Below are 14,236 nucleotides of genomic sequence, written 5' to 3'. Positions count from 1 at the left end.
AAGAATCCATAGCGGATGGAATAGATCATCTTTCGGATTGCATCAGTCCCCTCGATTCCGCGTCACAAAGCCTGACCAAGCCGAGCCTCCAGCAAGGGTCGAAACGTGCGGCTGACATGCACCCAGTGACCGCTGCGCAGAACGAGATCGAACTCTCCATGGCTGGCCGGCTCCAGATGCAGCACGCTGTCGATGTTGACGACGGTCGAGCGATGCACGCGGACGAAGCGGCGTGGGTCGAGTCGTCCGACGAGTTCGCCGAGCGCGGCGCGGTGGATGATACGTTCCTTGCCCACGTGCAGCGCGACATAAACGCCCGCACTCTCGATGCAGTCGATTGTTTCCACCCGGATCAGATCGGTCTTGTCGCGCTCTCGGATCACGATGCGATCGAGAAACGGTTTTTCCAGGCGGTGGTCGTCGAGCAGCTTGAGCACGCTTTGGCCGACTTCACGCACGTACCGATCGTCAAGCCGTGACTTGGCGCGAGAGAAGGCAGCCTCCATGCGCTCGTCGCCATAAGGCTTGAGCACGTAGTCGATGGCGGCCGACTCGAAAGCGCGTACGGCATGCTGATCGAAGGCGGTGACAAAGACCGTGACCGGCATCCGCTCGATACCGATTGTCTCGATCACGCCCAGGCCGTCGAGCCCGGGCATTTGCACATCCAGAAACACCACGTCCGGCTTGTCTCGTAGAATCGCTTCGACCGCGTCGAGCCCATTGGCAGCTTCCATTATTTCGCCGATGTCCGAACCGCGGTCCAACAGCTCGCGCAGCCGCTCGCGTGCCGGCGGCTCGTCGTCGACGACAAGAATGCGATAGGTCTGTCGATCATTCATCGCCAAGCGCCTCAGTCGTGTTCGCGGGTATCAAAACGCGCACGCGCGTGCCGCCACCGTCGCGTGAGCCGATATACAAACCCGCATCCCGCCCAGGATGAAGCATGGCGATGCGCTCGCGAGTAACGCCAAGTCCCAAACCCGCGCGATCGTCCGTCCAGTTATCACCTAACCCCACGCCATCGTCCTCAACGGTGAGGCACAACATCGCGCCCTCGATCGACGCGCGCACCCAGACGGTGCCGCCACCCGGTCGCGGCGCCAATCCATGCCGCACCGCGTTTTCGACCAGCGGCTGCAGGATCAGGCTCGGCACAAAAATAGGTTGTGCGCAGGCGGGAACATCGACGACGACCTGCAAGGTATCCCCGAAGCGGGTCTTCTGGATGGCGAGGTAGTGCCCGAGGAACTCCAGCTCCTCACCAAGGCATACCTGCTGCCTACGCCCGGACTCCAGCGACAGCCGCAGCAGATCGCCGAGTTGCTCGATCATGCCGCGCGCCAGCTTGGGTTGACTCCCCACAAGCGACGAAATGGTGTTGAGAGCATTGAAAAGAAAGTGCGGATCGAGCTGCATGCGCAGCACATTCAAACGCGCCTCGGAGAAATGGCGCTCCAGCCGCTCCAGCCTCAGCTGCGATGCCAGATAGTGCTGACTGTATTGCACCGCCTGCCAACCGCCGACCACCAGAAGGTAAACCAGGAGATTCCACAGCACGCCTCCTTTCATCGCATCGCGTAAGGGTCCGAGGCCCATCGCCTGCGGCCACGCCACCACGCCGAGGGCCACTTGAAGCAGCGCTGCGAGATAGCTGTAAACCAGGGTGGTCGGAATGCCGATTGCGATATGCGCCGCAAGCCGCATCTTCACGTTGTTCACGCCGATGGGCAGGCGTCGATCCACGGCCAGGATCAGCGGCACCAGCAAGCCCCAGGCCCACCAGTCCGCCAACGAGCCACGCAGGACAAACCACCACGCCGCGTTCGACGCAAGGCGCGGCACCGCGAAAACTACACCGACCGCCGTCCAGGCGAGCAGCGAGATAAGCGCCACACGCAGCCTGCTGAAGGAGCTTTTTTCCATGCGTGGAGTATGGTTGCTAAGCACGCGCCGTGTCGTCCTTGCCTGTCCGCTCGAAGGCTCGCTGCATTGGGCGGGCGCATATGGCAATGCCAAGAAAATAGGTCTTCGCGAGGCTGGCTGGGGTAACCATGTTACGAACCGGCTCGAGTACAAGCCCAGGCGGTCAAGGACCGATATGAAATGGATACAACGAACGGCACGTCGAACACGGCGACCGTAGTTTTGCCGCCAGAAACATTTCATCGCACGTGCGGTTTCCCGCCTCAGCATGCCTCCGATCCGCTTCGCATCATGACGCAACATGCGCACCGAACACGACGATAGATTGCCCGCACTCATCCTGCGGTAGATACCCATGCAAAAGCGCTTTATTCGTTCGGTGTGCGCACTCAGCCTTTGCGGCGCCGCCTCGGCGTTCGCCTCGACCATCGCCCCGTTACACATTCCACTGACGGCCGGCTATTGGAATACCCACGGCAACGCCACATTCACCACCAAAGAGGCCTTCCCGCTGGGCATTCTGCAGGTGACCTCCGAGAGCGAGGAGGGCTTTGCGGCGCTGAAAGACCGGAGTTTTGACAACGGCACCATCGAGTTCGATATCAAGCCCGTGGGCGAGGAAATGCCCGGCATTCGCTTTCGCCAGAAAGACGGCAACAACGCCGAAATGCTGTACATCCGGGTCGGCCCAAACTGCCCGGCATCGCAGGATTGCCTGCAGTACGTACCCATCATCAAAGGCCGCGTGCTGTGGGACGTCTATCCGCAATACCAGGCCTCGGCGCCCTTCCGCGAAAACGAATGGAATCATCTGCGGCTGGTCATTTCGGGCAAACGCATGAACGTCTACGTGAACGGACGTAACGAACCTTCGCTACGCGTCGCGCATCTGGAAGGCGAAGCGAGTTCCGGAACCATCGCGTTCGAGGGGACGGCTTACTTCGCCAACCTCACGCTTGCACCGGGCGTAACCGATGGTCTCGACCCCACGCCGGTCGTGGATCCTGCTGCACATGATCGCCGCTATCTCACGCGATGGGAGGATAGCGATCCCGTATCGATGAGCAGCACCGACCATCTCGGTTTAATGGACATGCCCTCGTCCGGTGTGACGTGGTCGCCCGTCGTACCGGACGACGGCGGCCTGATCAACCTCAGCCGGTATCACGCCCCGACGCCCAAGCACTCGCCCCCGCAAGTAATCTGGCTGCGCACAACGGTGCAATCAGGCCGCGAACAGGTTCGGCACGTGGCTATCGGCTGGCTGCGCGAGATATGGGTCTTTGCTAACAGCAAACCCGTGTTTTCCGGCAAGAACCTCTACAACGTCAAAGGCGGTCGCAAGCCGCCCGACGGTCGCCTGTCACTGCAGAACGACGGCTTCGATCTTCCCCTGCACAAAGGCACGAACGACATTGTCGTGGCCATCGACGGCAATACGCCCGATATGCGCGGCCGTTACGGCTGGGGCTTCATCATGAGAATGGATCAGGCGGGAGGTCTAAAAGAAAAATAGCGTCGGGGGCTTCGCCAACCGAACTTTTGCAAGTCGCAAGTCGTTCCAGTCATCAAACGACCGATTCCATCACCTTGTTCCGGGTGGCTTCGGCCAGCCCGATTCAGAGGGAAACCCTCATGCCATTCGCTCGACTTAAACGCATAGCGCTTCGTTGTACCGCGCTCGCGGCGCTCTTTAATATCGGCGCAAATCGCGGTTGCCGGGAAGAAAGACCAGGGTTCTGCCGAGGGTGCCACCGCGGCGGCCCAATACAAGGCATGGAACGCATCGAAAGACCCGAAGGCTATCGTGGCGGGCGAATAGGCGCGACAAGAGCGCTTTGAAAATGCACCAGAACGACCAGCTTGCATTGCGTGTATTCGCTAACTACCAGCAGACATTTCCACGCCGCAGGATTCAGGGCTGGTCCACCGAATTCAGCCCCACCCGATGCTGCTTGCCCCATTCGCTTCGCTTCAGCAAAAAGTACACCCAGCCGAGCGTGGCGCCGCCGTGGCGCATCAGCTGGAACGAGAACGGCTCGATCACAGAAGCCAGTAGCGCCATGCCGAAACTCGACGTAGTGCTGTCGCCGCTCCAGCGACGGTACAGATGCACCGACCACGCCTGAAACGCCAGGTCGATGGCGATCTTGACCAGGATGATGACCAGCACGGGCAGCACGATGGTAAAGCGCCCGCCGAACAGAAACGCGAGCAGCAGGCCGAAGGCGGCGAGGCCGTAGAGCGGCTGCACGGTATCGAAGGCCTTGACCGGCAGCATCAGCGTGCCGAGCGTGCCGTAGCGGCGGTTGCCGATCATGCTGCGGTACCAGTACTGCGTCTGCAGAAAGCCGGCGAACCAGCGCCGCCGCTGGCGCAAAAAGCTCGGCAGCGTGCTCGGCGCGTCGGTGCGTGCCTTCGCCGTGCCGATCACGCGCACGTCCCAACCCAGGCCGCGATCGAAAGAGTAGCGGCGAAGCCGGTGGATCAGCTCGTAGTCTTCGACTAGGCAATCCGGATCGAAGCCGCCGACGGTCAACACCGCTTCGCGCCGGAAGCACGCAAAGGCGCCGGAAATCAGCAGCAGGCTGTGCGCGCGCATCCACGCATAGCGCGAGATGAAATTGCGAATGTATTCGTAGGTCTGAAACCACTGAAAGAAACGGCCGCTGAGCGTGCGACTGCACACCGGCGACAGCAGGCCGGCGGCGACCACCAGCTGCGGCAACGCCGCGAAGGCGTTGGCCATCGCCGCGCAGGCTTCCGGTTCGAGCAGCGTGTCGGCATCCACCGTCATCACCGTTTCGGTGGTCATCACCAGCATCGCGGCGTTCAGCGCGCGCGCCTTGCCGCCGTGCGGCACGCGCAGCCAGCGTATCGCGGGATGGAGCGCGCTCTGTTCGCTGAGCTGGCCTTCACCGGGATCGACCAGGCCGAAGCGGCTCGCGAGCAGCTCCGCGGTGCCGTCGGTCGAACCGTCGTCGGCAATCACGATTTGTGTTGGCACCCTGGTCTGCGCGAGCAGCGCGTTGAGCGTGATGGGCAGCACGGCCGCTTCGTTGTGCGCGGCGACGATCACGCCGAGCGTGGGCGTCGTCCGGCTCACCGGCACGGGCGGCAGTGGCTTCATCAGCGACAGCGACTTCCACGCTACGAAGAGCAGCAGCGCCGTGTCGTAAATCACATAGGCAATGCCGGTGGACCATGCGCCGACGCCGTGCAGAAAAAACGCACGCGCGAACAGCACCAGCCATAGCACCATCACGCCGCCGTGGATAAACATGCTGATCGCCGGCGTGCGTACGGGCGAGATGCGCGGCGAGGCGAGCGCCAGCGCGCGATCGAGAGAGCTGAGTGGCGTATCCATCAACCTACTTCCATTTCATTATCGGCGACCTGCGCGAATCGGCGTTGCCGACCTCGGATGTCGCGGCTATATGGGTGTGAGTACGTCGAGCGAGTACGAACATTACGGCAGCATGCGCCCAAGTACCGGGTGGCGGTCGATCCACTGATGCTTGAGTGCGCCAAGAATGTGCAGCGCCAGCACCACGTAAAGCGCGTAACCGCACCAGGTGTGCAGCGTGCCCAGCTGCGTGTGCAGCTGATCTTTCAGCGCGGGGTCGAGATGCATCAGAAAACCGATACGTGGCCATGGCACCAGCCCGAACAGGTGCATCGGATGCGTCGCGGCGCCGTCCCACGCCGAGTCGTGCGCCCAACCCGACAGTGGCAGCGCAAAGATCAGCACGTACAGCGCGATATGCGCTGCATGCGCCGCGGCCTTCTCCCAGCCGGCAAAAACGCCGGGCAGCGGCGGCGGCCGGTGCGTCAGCCGCCACAGCACCCGCACAATCGCCAGCCCCAGCACGGTAATGCCGATGGACTTGTGCGTGTCGATGACAAAGCGCACCGACGTCTCCGGTAACACCGAGGGCGGCAACAGCGAGGCTGCGAGCCCCAGCGCTATATTGGCGAGGATGAGCAACGCGATCGTCCAGTGCAGAAGCATGGCGACGCGGGTGTATTTCAGCGCATCTTCGGAGGTGGCGGCGATCGGCGTGGTCGATCCAGGCCGGGTATCCGGCACCGCTCGAAGGATGGCGCCTTTCGTGGGAGGGGAAGTTTTCACGACGATCTGCTGTGAGGGAGGCAAGGGATGGATGTTTCATGGCAGTGCGCACCGCAAACGGCGTGCTGGCTCCACAAGGCTAGCTTATCCAGACCCGCGCTGAACCGCTGCCCATACAGGGCAAGCAGCGTGTGAAAGCGGGGTGGCGTCGTGACGCACCATCTACCCGAAAACCCTGTTCGAGTAGCCCGAACGCACGCCTTTGTAGGTTGGGATGAGCGCAGCGAACCCCAACTTTGACCCGCGCCGGTGTTGGGGTTACGGGCCGATTCGGCCCGCCCTTCGGGCCATTCGCTGCGCGAATGTTCGTTGCGGCGTCCCGCCTCCACAGTCGCTCCGCTCACCCCAACCTACGATGGGGCGCCAAAAGACCGCTTTTCGCCCATCAACGTCACGGCCTCTTACGGGTTGACGCTCTCGGCGATCACCGGGAAACAACCACGGGATTTATCGCAGCCTGATTTCGCCATATGACGCTTCCGACGTCAGACGAGGCGACGGCACGGCGTCGCTTCGTTCGACGCACGTCGAACTCACAGCTCCGCCGAGCCCTTCCACAGATCCGTACCACCGTCGGTCGCGTACTTGTCGATTTCGGCCAGCTCCTCGGCCGAGAAGTCGAGCGAGTGCACGGCGTCCAGCGAGTTATCCAGCTGCTCGACGGTGCGCGCGCCGATCAGGGCCGAGGTCACGCGCGGATCGCGCAGCACCCAGGCGATGGCCATCTGTGCCAGCGTCTGGCCGCGGCGTTCGGCAATCGCATTGAGTGCGCGGATGCGTGAGATATTTTTCTCGCTGAGCTGATCCTTGCTCAGCGAACCATCGCGGGTAGCGCGCGCATCGGCAGGCACGCCGTTGAGATACTTCGACGTGAGTAGTCCCTGCGCCAGCGGCGAAAAGGCAATGCAGCCGGTACCCAGCTCTTCCAGCGTGTCGAGCAGGCCGTCTTCGACCCAACGGTTGAACATCGAGTAGTTCGGCTGGTGGATGAACAGCGGTACGCGCTCCTCGGCGAGAATGGCTGCCGCCTTGCGCGTGAGCTCGGGCGAATAGCTGGAAATACCGATGTACAGCGCCTTGCCCTGGCGATGCATGTGCGCCAGCGCGCCCATGGTTTCTTCCAGCGGCGTGGTGGCATCGACGCGGTGTGAATAGAAAATGTCGACGTAATCCAGACCCATGCGCTTGAGCGACTGGTCGAGGCTGGCGATGAGGTACTTGCGGCTGCCGCCGATGCCGCCGTAAGGGCCAGGCCACATATCCCAGCCGGCCTTGCTGGAGATGATCAGCTCATCGCGGTACGGCGCCAGATCGGTCGCCATCACGTGGCCAAAATTCTCCTCGGCCGAACCGTACGGCGGACCGTAGTTGTTGGCCAGATCGAAATGCGTCACGCCGCGATCGAACGCGCGACGCAGCATGGCGCGCCCCGTCTCGAAGACATCCGCACCGCCAAAGTTCTGCCACAGCCCGAGCGAAATCGCCGGCAGGTCGATGCCGCTGCGGCCGCAGCGGCGATAAGGCATCAGGTCGTCATAACGATTCGTTGCCGCTTGATAGGTCACGTGAATTCTCCAGGGAAATGGACCGACTTTTTAATGGATCCAATGCTAGCGGCTGCGTGATGAAAGACGCGCCAAGCCGAGCCGGAAAGTATTCTCGAATAAAAAATCTAGCGTTGATGCGTAGCGAATCGCTCGACCATCGACGCGCTCGCCTGATTGAGGCCCACGATCTCGACCGCAGCGTGATGGCGGCGCAGCTTGAGCACGATGTCGTCCAGCGCACTGATCGCACTGACATCCCAGAAGTGCGCGCCGCTGACGTCGATGCGGACTTCCGGCGGCAGCGCCTGATAGTCGATCGCATCCACAAGTCCGCTGGCCGACGCGAAGAAAACCTGGCCCGTCACGACATAGGTGAGCACTCGCCCGTCATCGGCAAGCTGCATCGATACGGTAAACAGGTTCGCGACCTTGCTGGCAAAGAACACGCCGCTGAGCAGGACGCCAACCAGCACCCCTTTGGACAGATCACGCGTCGCGACCACCACGATGACCGTGGCAAGCATGACGACGCTCGACTGCCAGGGATGCGAGCGCAGATTTCGGAAAGAAGACCAGTCAAAGGTGCTGATCGACACCATGATCATGACGGCTACCAGCGCTGCCATCGGAATGCGTTTCACCCAGTCGCCTGCCACCACGATCAGAAAGAGCAAAAAGCAGCCGGCGAAGAGCGTGGATAGCCGCGTCCGTCCACCGGCGGTGACGTTGATGACCGACTGCCCGATCATTGCGCAACCGCCCATGCCGCCGAGGAAACCGGTGACAAAATTCGCCACGCCCTGCCCGACGCATTCGCGGCTCTTGTTGCTCGGGGTATCCGTCATGTCGTCAACGATCCGTGCCGTCAGCAGCGACTCGAGCAGGCCGACCGCCGCCATCGCCAGCGAATAGGGAAAGATGATTCTCAACGTGTCCAGGGTAAACGGCACCTGCGGAATGCCGAACAGCGGAAGACTCGACGGCAGGTGGCCCATGTCGCCAACGGTGCGCAGCTTGAGGCCGGTGAATAGCGTGAACGCGGTCAGCACGATGATGCTCACCAAGGCCGATGGCACGCGCTTTGTGATGAGTGGAAACAGATAAATGATCCCCAGCCCGCAGGCGACCATCGCATACATCGGCCAGGCGGCTCCGACGAACTGCGGCAGCTGCGCCATAAATATGAGGATGGCCAGCGCGTTGACAAAGCCGGTCATGACGGAACGCGAGACAAACTTCATCACCAGGCCCAGCCGTGCGGCGCCGGCAACAACCTGCAGCAGTCCCATCAGAATCGTCGCCGCAAAAAGATATTGCAGACCGTGATCACGCACCAGGGTGATCATCAGCACCGCGGTCGACGCGGTGGCAGCCGAGATCATCGCCCGTCTTCCGCCAAGAATGGCCGTGACCACCGCGATGGAAAACGACGCATACAGGCCGACCTTCGGGTCGACACCGGCCACGATGGAGAAGCCGATGGCTTCGGGAATGAGCGCCAGTGCAACCAGTGCGCCGGACAACAGTTCGGTAGGCACGTTGGTCAGCCACTCACGGCGGAACGTGTAGAGAATCCTCATTTTTTTTAGCCAGTGGATGTCGCAGACGCAGCGGCGAGGTTGTGATCACCCGTTGTGAGCGGCGATGAGCGCGGTGCGTTGCGGGATTTCCGGGGGATAGGCGCCCGGACGAGCCACCCGGCTGAGCCGGGTCCGACGGATGGCGCTATTGTCGCCTTAATGCGGCGCGGCATCAATTCGCGATGACGGAAAAGGCGGCATGAGGTGAATGATGATTCGCGGGGACGGTGGATCACGCGGCAGGAGCTCCGCATGACGGCGCGGCTCTCGCTGGCGTCGGTCGACACCTTTCACGGATTCCCCAGGTTATTTCAGAACGTCAGGCATCCATCGAATGGCGTTGCTGGCGATACGAGCATGCGCGTTGCCCGTCGTCCGATAGCCCGACGTGTCTTGGATACGTCAAGCGCCCTGCACAAGCCAGATCCAAGACGACCAATCACGTCGACGACGACTGAATCAGCAAACTAACGAATCCTCGCCTAACCCGGCACCGCCCGGGACTCGATATAGGCGCGAATGCGATCCGCCTCCGCGCGGGTGACCGGGTTGTACACGATCATGCCGAGGTCGGGTCGGCCGTCGACAGCGAAGGCAGAGAATTCGAGTTCCAGCAGCCCCAGCTTTTCGTGGTGCAGACGCTTGAGGCCTTCACCGTACGCGTTGACGTCGTTGGCCAGCCACAGCGCCTCGAACTCAGGGCTGAGCCGGGACAGCTCTTCCACGAACTGGCCGATCTCCGCTGTGGCACCGGCCCGCGCCGCGTCGGCGCGAAACGCGCCCACGACGAAACGGGCCACGCTTTGCCAGTCTTCCTGCGCGGCGCGCACGTGCGCATCGGCAAAGATCATTCGAAGAATATTTCGCTGATTCGGGGCCAGGGCGCCGTAGTCCGTGAACAGCGCCGCGGCGGCGCGGTTCCAGGCGACCACGTCCCAAAGCGGCGTCTTGACGATGGCCGGGCTGACGTCCATCGCATCGAGCACGCGCTGCAGGCGGGGTGTGACGCCTTCGGCGGCCTTGTAACGCACCTCCGGCGGATGGCCGAGGCCGAGCATGAACAGGTGCTCGCGTTCGGGCTCGGTCAGCATCAGCCCCTTGGCGATGCGGTTGAGCACATCGGGCGACGGCGCGCCGCCCCGCCCTTGCTCCAGCCACGCGTACCAGGTGGGGCTGATATTGGCGCGCTGGGCGACTTCTTCCCGACGCAGTCCCGGCGTGCGCCGGCGGCCGCCGCCGAAGCCAAAAGACGCTGGATCGAGCCGGGTGCGCCGGTCTCTCAAATAGGTGCCGAGCGCGTTGCCGAGGGGGACGGACATAAGCATCCTGTTGGTTTTTATACCTTGATAACGTCACTACTTTACCCGTATGAGCGCAGGACTAGTCTAGGCGAATACTCACCACTGGAGACTCTTCATGCGCATATTTCTCACCGGCGCCACCGGCTTTATCGGCTCGCGCATCGTGCCCGAGCTGCTCGCGGCCGGCCACCCGGTGATCGGCATGACCCGCTCTGACGAAGGCGCGCGCGTCCTCACAGCGGCCGGTGCCGAAGTGCATCGCGGTGAGCTGGAAGATCTGGACAGCCTGCGCAGCGGCGCTGCCAAGGCCGATGCGGTGATCCACACCGCGTTCGACCACGACTTCTCGAACTTCGTCGCCAACTGCGAGAAGGATAGCCGCGCGATCAAGGCACTGGGTTCGGCGCTGATCGGTTCGAGCCGCCCACTGCTGATCACCTCGGGTACGGGCATGGGCAGCACCATGCCGGGCAAACCCGCCACCGAGGACGTGTTCAACAAAGCTCATCCCAACCCGCGATCCGCTTCGGAAATCGCCGGCGAGGAGATGCTGGCCGCTGGCGTCGCGGTGTCGGTCATGCGGCTTCCGCAGGTGCACGACACGGTCAAGCAGGGTCTGGTCACGCCGCTGATCGAGGTGGCGCGCGCCAGGGGCGTGTCGGCCTATGTCGGCGAAGGACTCAGCCGATTTCCTGCAGCGCACGTGCTCGACGTGGCCCGGCTCTACCGGCTGGCCATCGAGAAGTGCGCGCCCGGCGCGCGCTATCACGCGGTCGACGAGGAAGGCGTGGCGGCGCGCGATATCGCGCAGGCGATCGGTGACGGACTGGGCCTGCCGGTAAAGTCCATCTCGCCGAATGAAGCGGCCGATCACTTCGGCTGGCTGGGCGCATTTGTCGGCCTGGATATGCTGTCGTCGAGCGAATGGACGCGTCGCGTTCTGGACTGGCATCCGAACGGGCCAGGCCTGCTGGACGACCTGAAACGGATGGATTATTCCGCCACTGGCTGAGCCATCGATGCACCTGCGGCCGGAGACGGGAATACGTTGTCCAGGCACGTAGGTTTGCGGTGAGCGCAGCGAACCCCAACATGGCACGCGACGGCGCAGGTTTTGCGGGCCGATGATTCGGCCCGCCCTTCGGTCCATTCCCTGCGCGAATGTTCGTTAGCGCTTCGTGCCGTCATAGTCGCAGCGGTCACCGGCAAGCCCTCTGATCGCATAAGGTGACTAGGCCTCATCCACTGGCTCGCGCGTATCGAAGTACAGCAACGTCATGCCTTCACCGGGGCGGGTCTTGCGGCCGCTCATGGTGGCGATGCCATTGGTCGAGCAGCGGAAGATCCACGCCATCACCCACGGCGCCTTGCCGTCCTGCAGTGCGAGCAGACAGCGCACTTCGCCGAACAGCGGCTCATCGGTGATGGGGTGCTTGCCGATCGGTACCTGCCTGAACTTGTTCTGCACGATCCACTGCCGCGGCGTGGGCAGCGCCTGGAGTTCGGCGCTGGTGGGGTTGAGCAGCAGGCCGACGCCGGAGTGCCCGCTGACGGATTTGGCGACCCAGCGCTCGGGATTGCTCCACTGCGCCGCGCGCAGCGCGCCGTCCTCGACCCAGTGACAGGCTTCGTGCGCCGCCAGCGGCAGATCGGCAAGGGTGCCCTTATGCACACCGTCGTACCAGGCCGGATGGCTGTGCCAGTTGAGCCGATGTGCGGCACGCATTTTCGCCTCGGCCACGGCGCGATCTTCCAGCGAGAGGTCGGAAAAAATCAGCCGGTTCCACACGTGTGCGTAGCGCTTGGAGCGATCCGGGCTGTAGAGATGGCCGTCTTCGACGATGACATCGCGCCAGTCATGCACGTCGACATTCCACCAGTGGCGCGCGCCGTCGAAATCCGGCCAGCTCAAACCGTCGCGGGGTCGATCCTCGATCAGCACCGTGTCGGCATGCGGAGCGAGCCACTGGCGCGAATGATCCACCCAGAAAGTCTCACGCGGCAGCGGATCGTACGGCAGCAGATGGACGTCCATATCGTTGGCCCGACGCTGCGCCAGATGCATCGTGTGGAAGGTAGGCAGCATCGAGGTGAAGGCCTGAATTTCCACCCACGCCAGATCGAACGGCTGCGTCGAGTGCTCGGTGAACGCCATGTCCAGAGCGAGCACGTCCACCCGCGCGCCGGGCCACGTCACGCGCCCGGGATGCAGATGTGGCTGCAACGCCCCGACAAGATGGCCAATCTTTCGATCGAGCGCAGCGCGCAGCGCGCGGTTGCCGACGGCATAGTGGTCGGACAGCAGGCTCTGCGGCAGATGCGGTGCCCGTGTGTCCGCCAGCGCGCGGGCGAACTTCGCCTCACCGACAAATTCGAGATGCACGTTGGGTAAGCCACTCATGCCAGGGCCTCCGCCGCCTGCGGCACGTAGGCGGCGTCACTGGCCAGCGAGGCCATCCACTGCAGCGTGGTTTTCCAGTCGCCGTGCCGCAGCGCCTGCTGGCGCAGCACGTCGGCGAACGTGCGCTGGATGAGCGCATCGGCCAGATGCCGCTCCCAATAGCTGCGCTCGGCGGCGTCCTTCGCCCGCGGCGCCACGCGCGACCACCAGCGTTCGAAATGTTCGGGCGTGTCGGACACCGTGTCGCGGTTCCAGTCGATCCACTGGGCGCGCAAGCCGTGCCGGCGCGCGCGCCATTTGTTTTCATCGATGCATGCACGCGACCACGCCGGGCCCTGCCTGCCGGCGCGAATTTCCAGCTGCAGCGTTTCGGCTTCCCATTTCAGCAGCGTGGCGATCAGGCCGATGCGCACCAGATCGGGGTGCGTGTCCATGATGCGCACCTCCAGCGTGCCGTAGCGATGATGCAGGCGAATGTCCTGCCACAAGCCCTGGTCTTCGCCGAGGCAGCCCACCGCTCGCAGCCGGTCCACGTGCGCCTGATAGTGCTGCTCGCTTTCCCACGCGTCGGGCGTGCCCATGCGCGGATAGCGGTCCAGCAGGCTGTGGCGCCACGACTGCAGGCCGGTGTCGCGACCTTCGAAAAACGGCGAACTGGCGGACAGCGCCAGGACTTCCGGCAGCACGTGCCGCAGCCGGTTCATGATCGCCATGCGCGGCGCGCCCAGCTCGAAGCCCAGGTGCAGATGCATGCCGAAACTCAGCGCACCGCGTGACACGTCTCGGTACTCGTCGATCAGACTCGCATAGTGCGGAAACTCCGCACCCTCGTGCATCGGCTGCGGCTGCCATGCCGACGTCGGATGGATGCCGGCGATGAGAATGCGCTGCCCTTGCGATGCAGCTCGCCGCCGCGCCTGCCCACGCATCAGCCGCACGCAAGAAAGCAGCTCCGGCACCGTTCGACAAATACGCGTCTTGGTTTCGATCACGCAGCGATGGATCTCCTTGTCCATCAGTCCCTCGGGAACCGCGGCTTCGGCGAAATCCGCCGAAAAATCATGCGCGACCAGTTCCCCCTGGTCATCGATGATTTGAATCTCTTCTTCCATACCCAACGTGATCATGCCCCTGCTCCTTTGCTCGTCCGGCCCGCGAATTCGGAAAGGACGCACATAGTTAAGCAGGCAGGCATGACCGCGCGGCGGAAAGCGCGGCTAGCGCAATCGATTACTGTGCGTTGGGATGTGACGGCAGGGCACGCCAACGGACGACTGCGCGAAAAAAAGCCCCGGCATGGCCGGTGCTTCTGAATGACCGGATGTCGTTCGACAATGTTTCGATAAATC

11 protein-coding genes and 1 other annotated feature are annotated in these 14,236 nt (G+C 63.0%); of the genes, 2 read left to right on the top strand and 9 right to left on the bottom strand.

What is annotated here, in order from left to right; translation table 11 throughout:
* Window positions 1–62 precede the first annotated feature (62 nt).
* Window positions 63–842 carry a LytR/AlgR family response regulator transcription factor gene (locus ACDK93_RS03700; protein ID WP_458071243.1) on the bottom strand — a complete coding sequence of 260 codons (780 nt, stop codon included), beginning with the start codon at window positions 840–842 and terminating at the stop codon, window positions 63–65.
* Entirely contained in the window at window positions 835–2,283 is a 1,449-nt protein-coding gene (locus ACDK93_RS03695) for a sensor histidine kinase (protein ID WP_458071242.1), read from the bottom strand. The genes ACDK93_RS03700 and ACDK93_RS03695 overlap by 8 nt, the downstream gene beginning before the upstream one ends.
* Here ACDK93_RS03695 and ACDK93_RS03690 point away from each other — a divergent pair.
* Entirely contained in the window at window positions 2,282–3,442 is a 1,161-nt protein-coding gene (locus ACDK93_RS03690; protein ID WP_458071241.1) for a family 16 glycoside hydrolase, read from the top strand. The two genes, ACDK93_RS03695 and ACDK93_RS03690, sit on opposite strands and share 2 nt — an antisense overlap.
* Before the next feature lie 399 nt (window positions 3,443–3,841).
* On the opposite strand, the gene ACDK93_RS03685 is transcribed toward ACDK93_RS03690, so the two are convergent.
* The 5 genes from ACDK93_RS03685 to ACDK93_RS03665 form a co-directional block, all read right to left on the bottom strand.
* Entirely contained in the window at window positions 3,842–5,293 is a 1,452-nt protein-coding gene (locus ACDK93_RS03685) for a glycosyltransferase family 2 protein (protein ID WP_458071240.1), read from the bottom strand.
* A 102-nt stretch (window positions 5,294–5,395) separates the two neighbouring features.
* Window positions 5,396–6,058 carry a cytochrome b gene (locus ACDK93_RS03680; protein WP_458071239.1) on the bottom strand — a complete coding sequence of 221 codons (663 nt, stop codon included), beginning with the start codon at window positions 6,056–6,058 and terminating at the stop codon, window positions 5,396–5,398.
* A gap of 533 nt (window positions 6,059–6,591) precedes the next feature.
* Window positions 6,592–7,623, bottom strand: coding sequence for an L-glyceraldehyde 3-phosphate reductase (mgrA, locus tag ACDK93_RS03675; protein ID WP_458071238.1), 1,032 nt, complete (start codon window positions 7,621–7,623; stop codon window positions 6,592–6,594).
* A gap of 107 nt (window positions 7,624–7,730) precedes the next feature.
* Window positions 7,731–9,185 carry a SulP family inorganic anion transporter gene (locus ACDK93_RS03670; protein WP_458071237.1) on the bottom strand — a complete coding sequence of 485 codons (1,455 nt, stop codon included), beginning with the start codon at window positions 9,183–9,185 and terminating at the stop codon, window positions 7,731–7,733.
* Between the two features lie 83 nt (window positions 9,186–9,268).
* Window positions 9,269–9,322 (bottom strand) — a sequence feature (sul1 is cis-regulatory element that is thought to sense ions involved in sulfur or methionine metabolism; They are found in Alphaproteobacteria).
* 345 nt (window positions 9,323–9,667) lie between these two features.
* Window positions 9,668–10,504, bottom strand: a complete 837-nt coding sequence (locus tag ACDK93_RS03665; RefSeq protein ID WP_458071235.1) for a helix-turn-helix transcriptional regulator — start codon at window positions 10,502–10,504, stop codon at window positions 9,668–9,670.
* 97 nt (window positions 10,505–10,601) lie between these two features.
* On the opposite strand from ACDK93_RS03665, the gene ACDK93_RS03660 reads away from it, so the two are divergent.
* Window positions 10,602–11,498 (top strand): SDR family oxidoreductase, encoded by an 897-nt coding sequence (locus ACDK93_RS03660; RefSeq protein ID WP_458071234.1) that lies wholly within the window; start codon window positions 10,602–10,604, stop codon window positions 11,496–11,498.
* Between the two features lie 219 nt (window positions 11,499–11,717).
* Here ACDK93_RS03660 and ACDK93_RS03655 read toward each other — a convergent pair whose 3' ends face one another.
* Both ACDK93_RS03655 and ACDK93_RS03650 read right to left on the bottom strand, forming a co-directional pair.
* Window positions 11,718–12,887 carry a hypothetical protein gene (locus tag ACDK93_RS03655; RefSeq protein WP_458071233.1) on the bottom strand — a complete coding sequence of 390 codons (1,170 nt, stop codon included), beginning with the start codon at window positions 12,885–12,887 and terminating at the stop codon, window positions 11,718–11,720.
* Window positions 12,884–14,014: a carboxylate-amine ligase gene (locus tag ACDK93_RS03650; protein WP_458071232.1), complete on the bottom strand. Its 1,131-nt coding sequence runs from the start codon at window positions 14,012–14,014 to the stop codon at window positions 12,884–12,886. Before ACDK93_RS03650 ends, ACDK93_RS03655 begins: the two co-directional genes overlap by 4 nt.
* Window positions 14,015–14,236 lie beyond the last annotated feature (222 nt).

Source organism: Rhodanobacter sp. BL-MT-08, assembly GCF_054161255.1.
Note: the sequence above shows the minus strand (reverse complement) of the source record. Positions and strands in the feature narration are given on the sequence as shown.

Bases quoted from the DNA above. Each gene is read 5' to 3' on its own strand.
- ACDK93_RS03655 (WP_458071233.1), bottom strand. From the start codon at position 12,887: ATGAGTGGCTTACCCAACGTGCATCTCGAATTTGTCGGTGAGGCGAAG.
- ACDK93_RS03695 (WP_458071242.1), bottom strand. From the start codon at position 2,283: ATGGGTATCTACCGCAGGATGAGTGCGGGCAATCTATCGTCGTGTTCG.
- ACDK93_RS03665 (WP_458071235.1), bottom strand. From the start codon at position 10,504: ATGTCCGTCCCCCTCGGCAACGCGCTCGGCACCTATTTGAGAGACCGG.
- ACDK93_RS03685 (WP_458071240.1), bottom strand. From the start codon at position 5,293: ATGGATACGCCACTCAGCTCTCTCGATCGCGCGCTGGCGCTCGCCTCG.
- ACDK93_RS03650 (WP_458071232.1), bottom strand. From the start codon at position 14,014: ATGATCACGTTGGGTATGGAAGAAGAGATTCAAATCATCGATGACCAG.
- ACDK93_RS03670 (WP_458071237.1), bottom strand. From the start codon at position 9,185: ATGAGGATTCTCTACACGTTCCGCCGTGAGTGGCTGACCAACGTGCCT.
- ACDK93_RS03660 (WP_458071234.1), top strand. From the start codon at position 10,602: ATGCGCATATTTCTCACCGGCGCCACCGGCTTTATCGGCTCGCGCATC.
- ACDK93_RS03700 (WP_458071243.1), bottom strand. From the start codon at position 842: ATGAATGATCGACAGACCTATCGCATTCTTGTCGTCGACGACGAGCCG.
- ACDK93_RS03690 (WP_458071241.1), top strand. From the start codon at position 2,282: ATGCAAAAGCGCTTTATTCGTTCGGTGTGCGCACTCAGCCTTTGCGGC.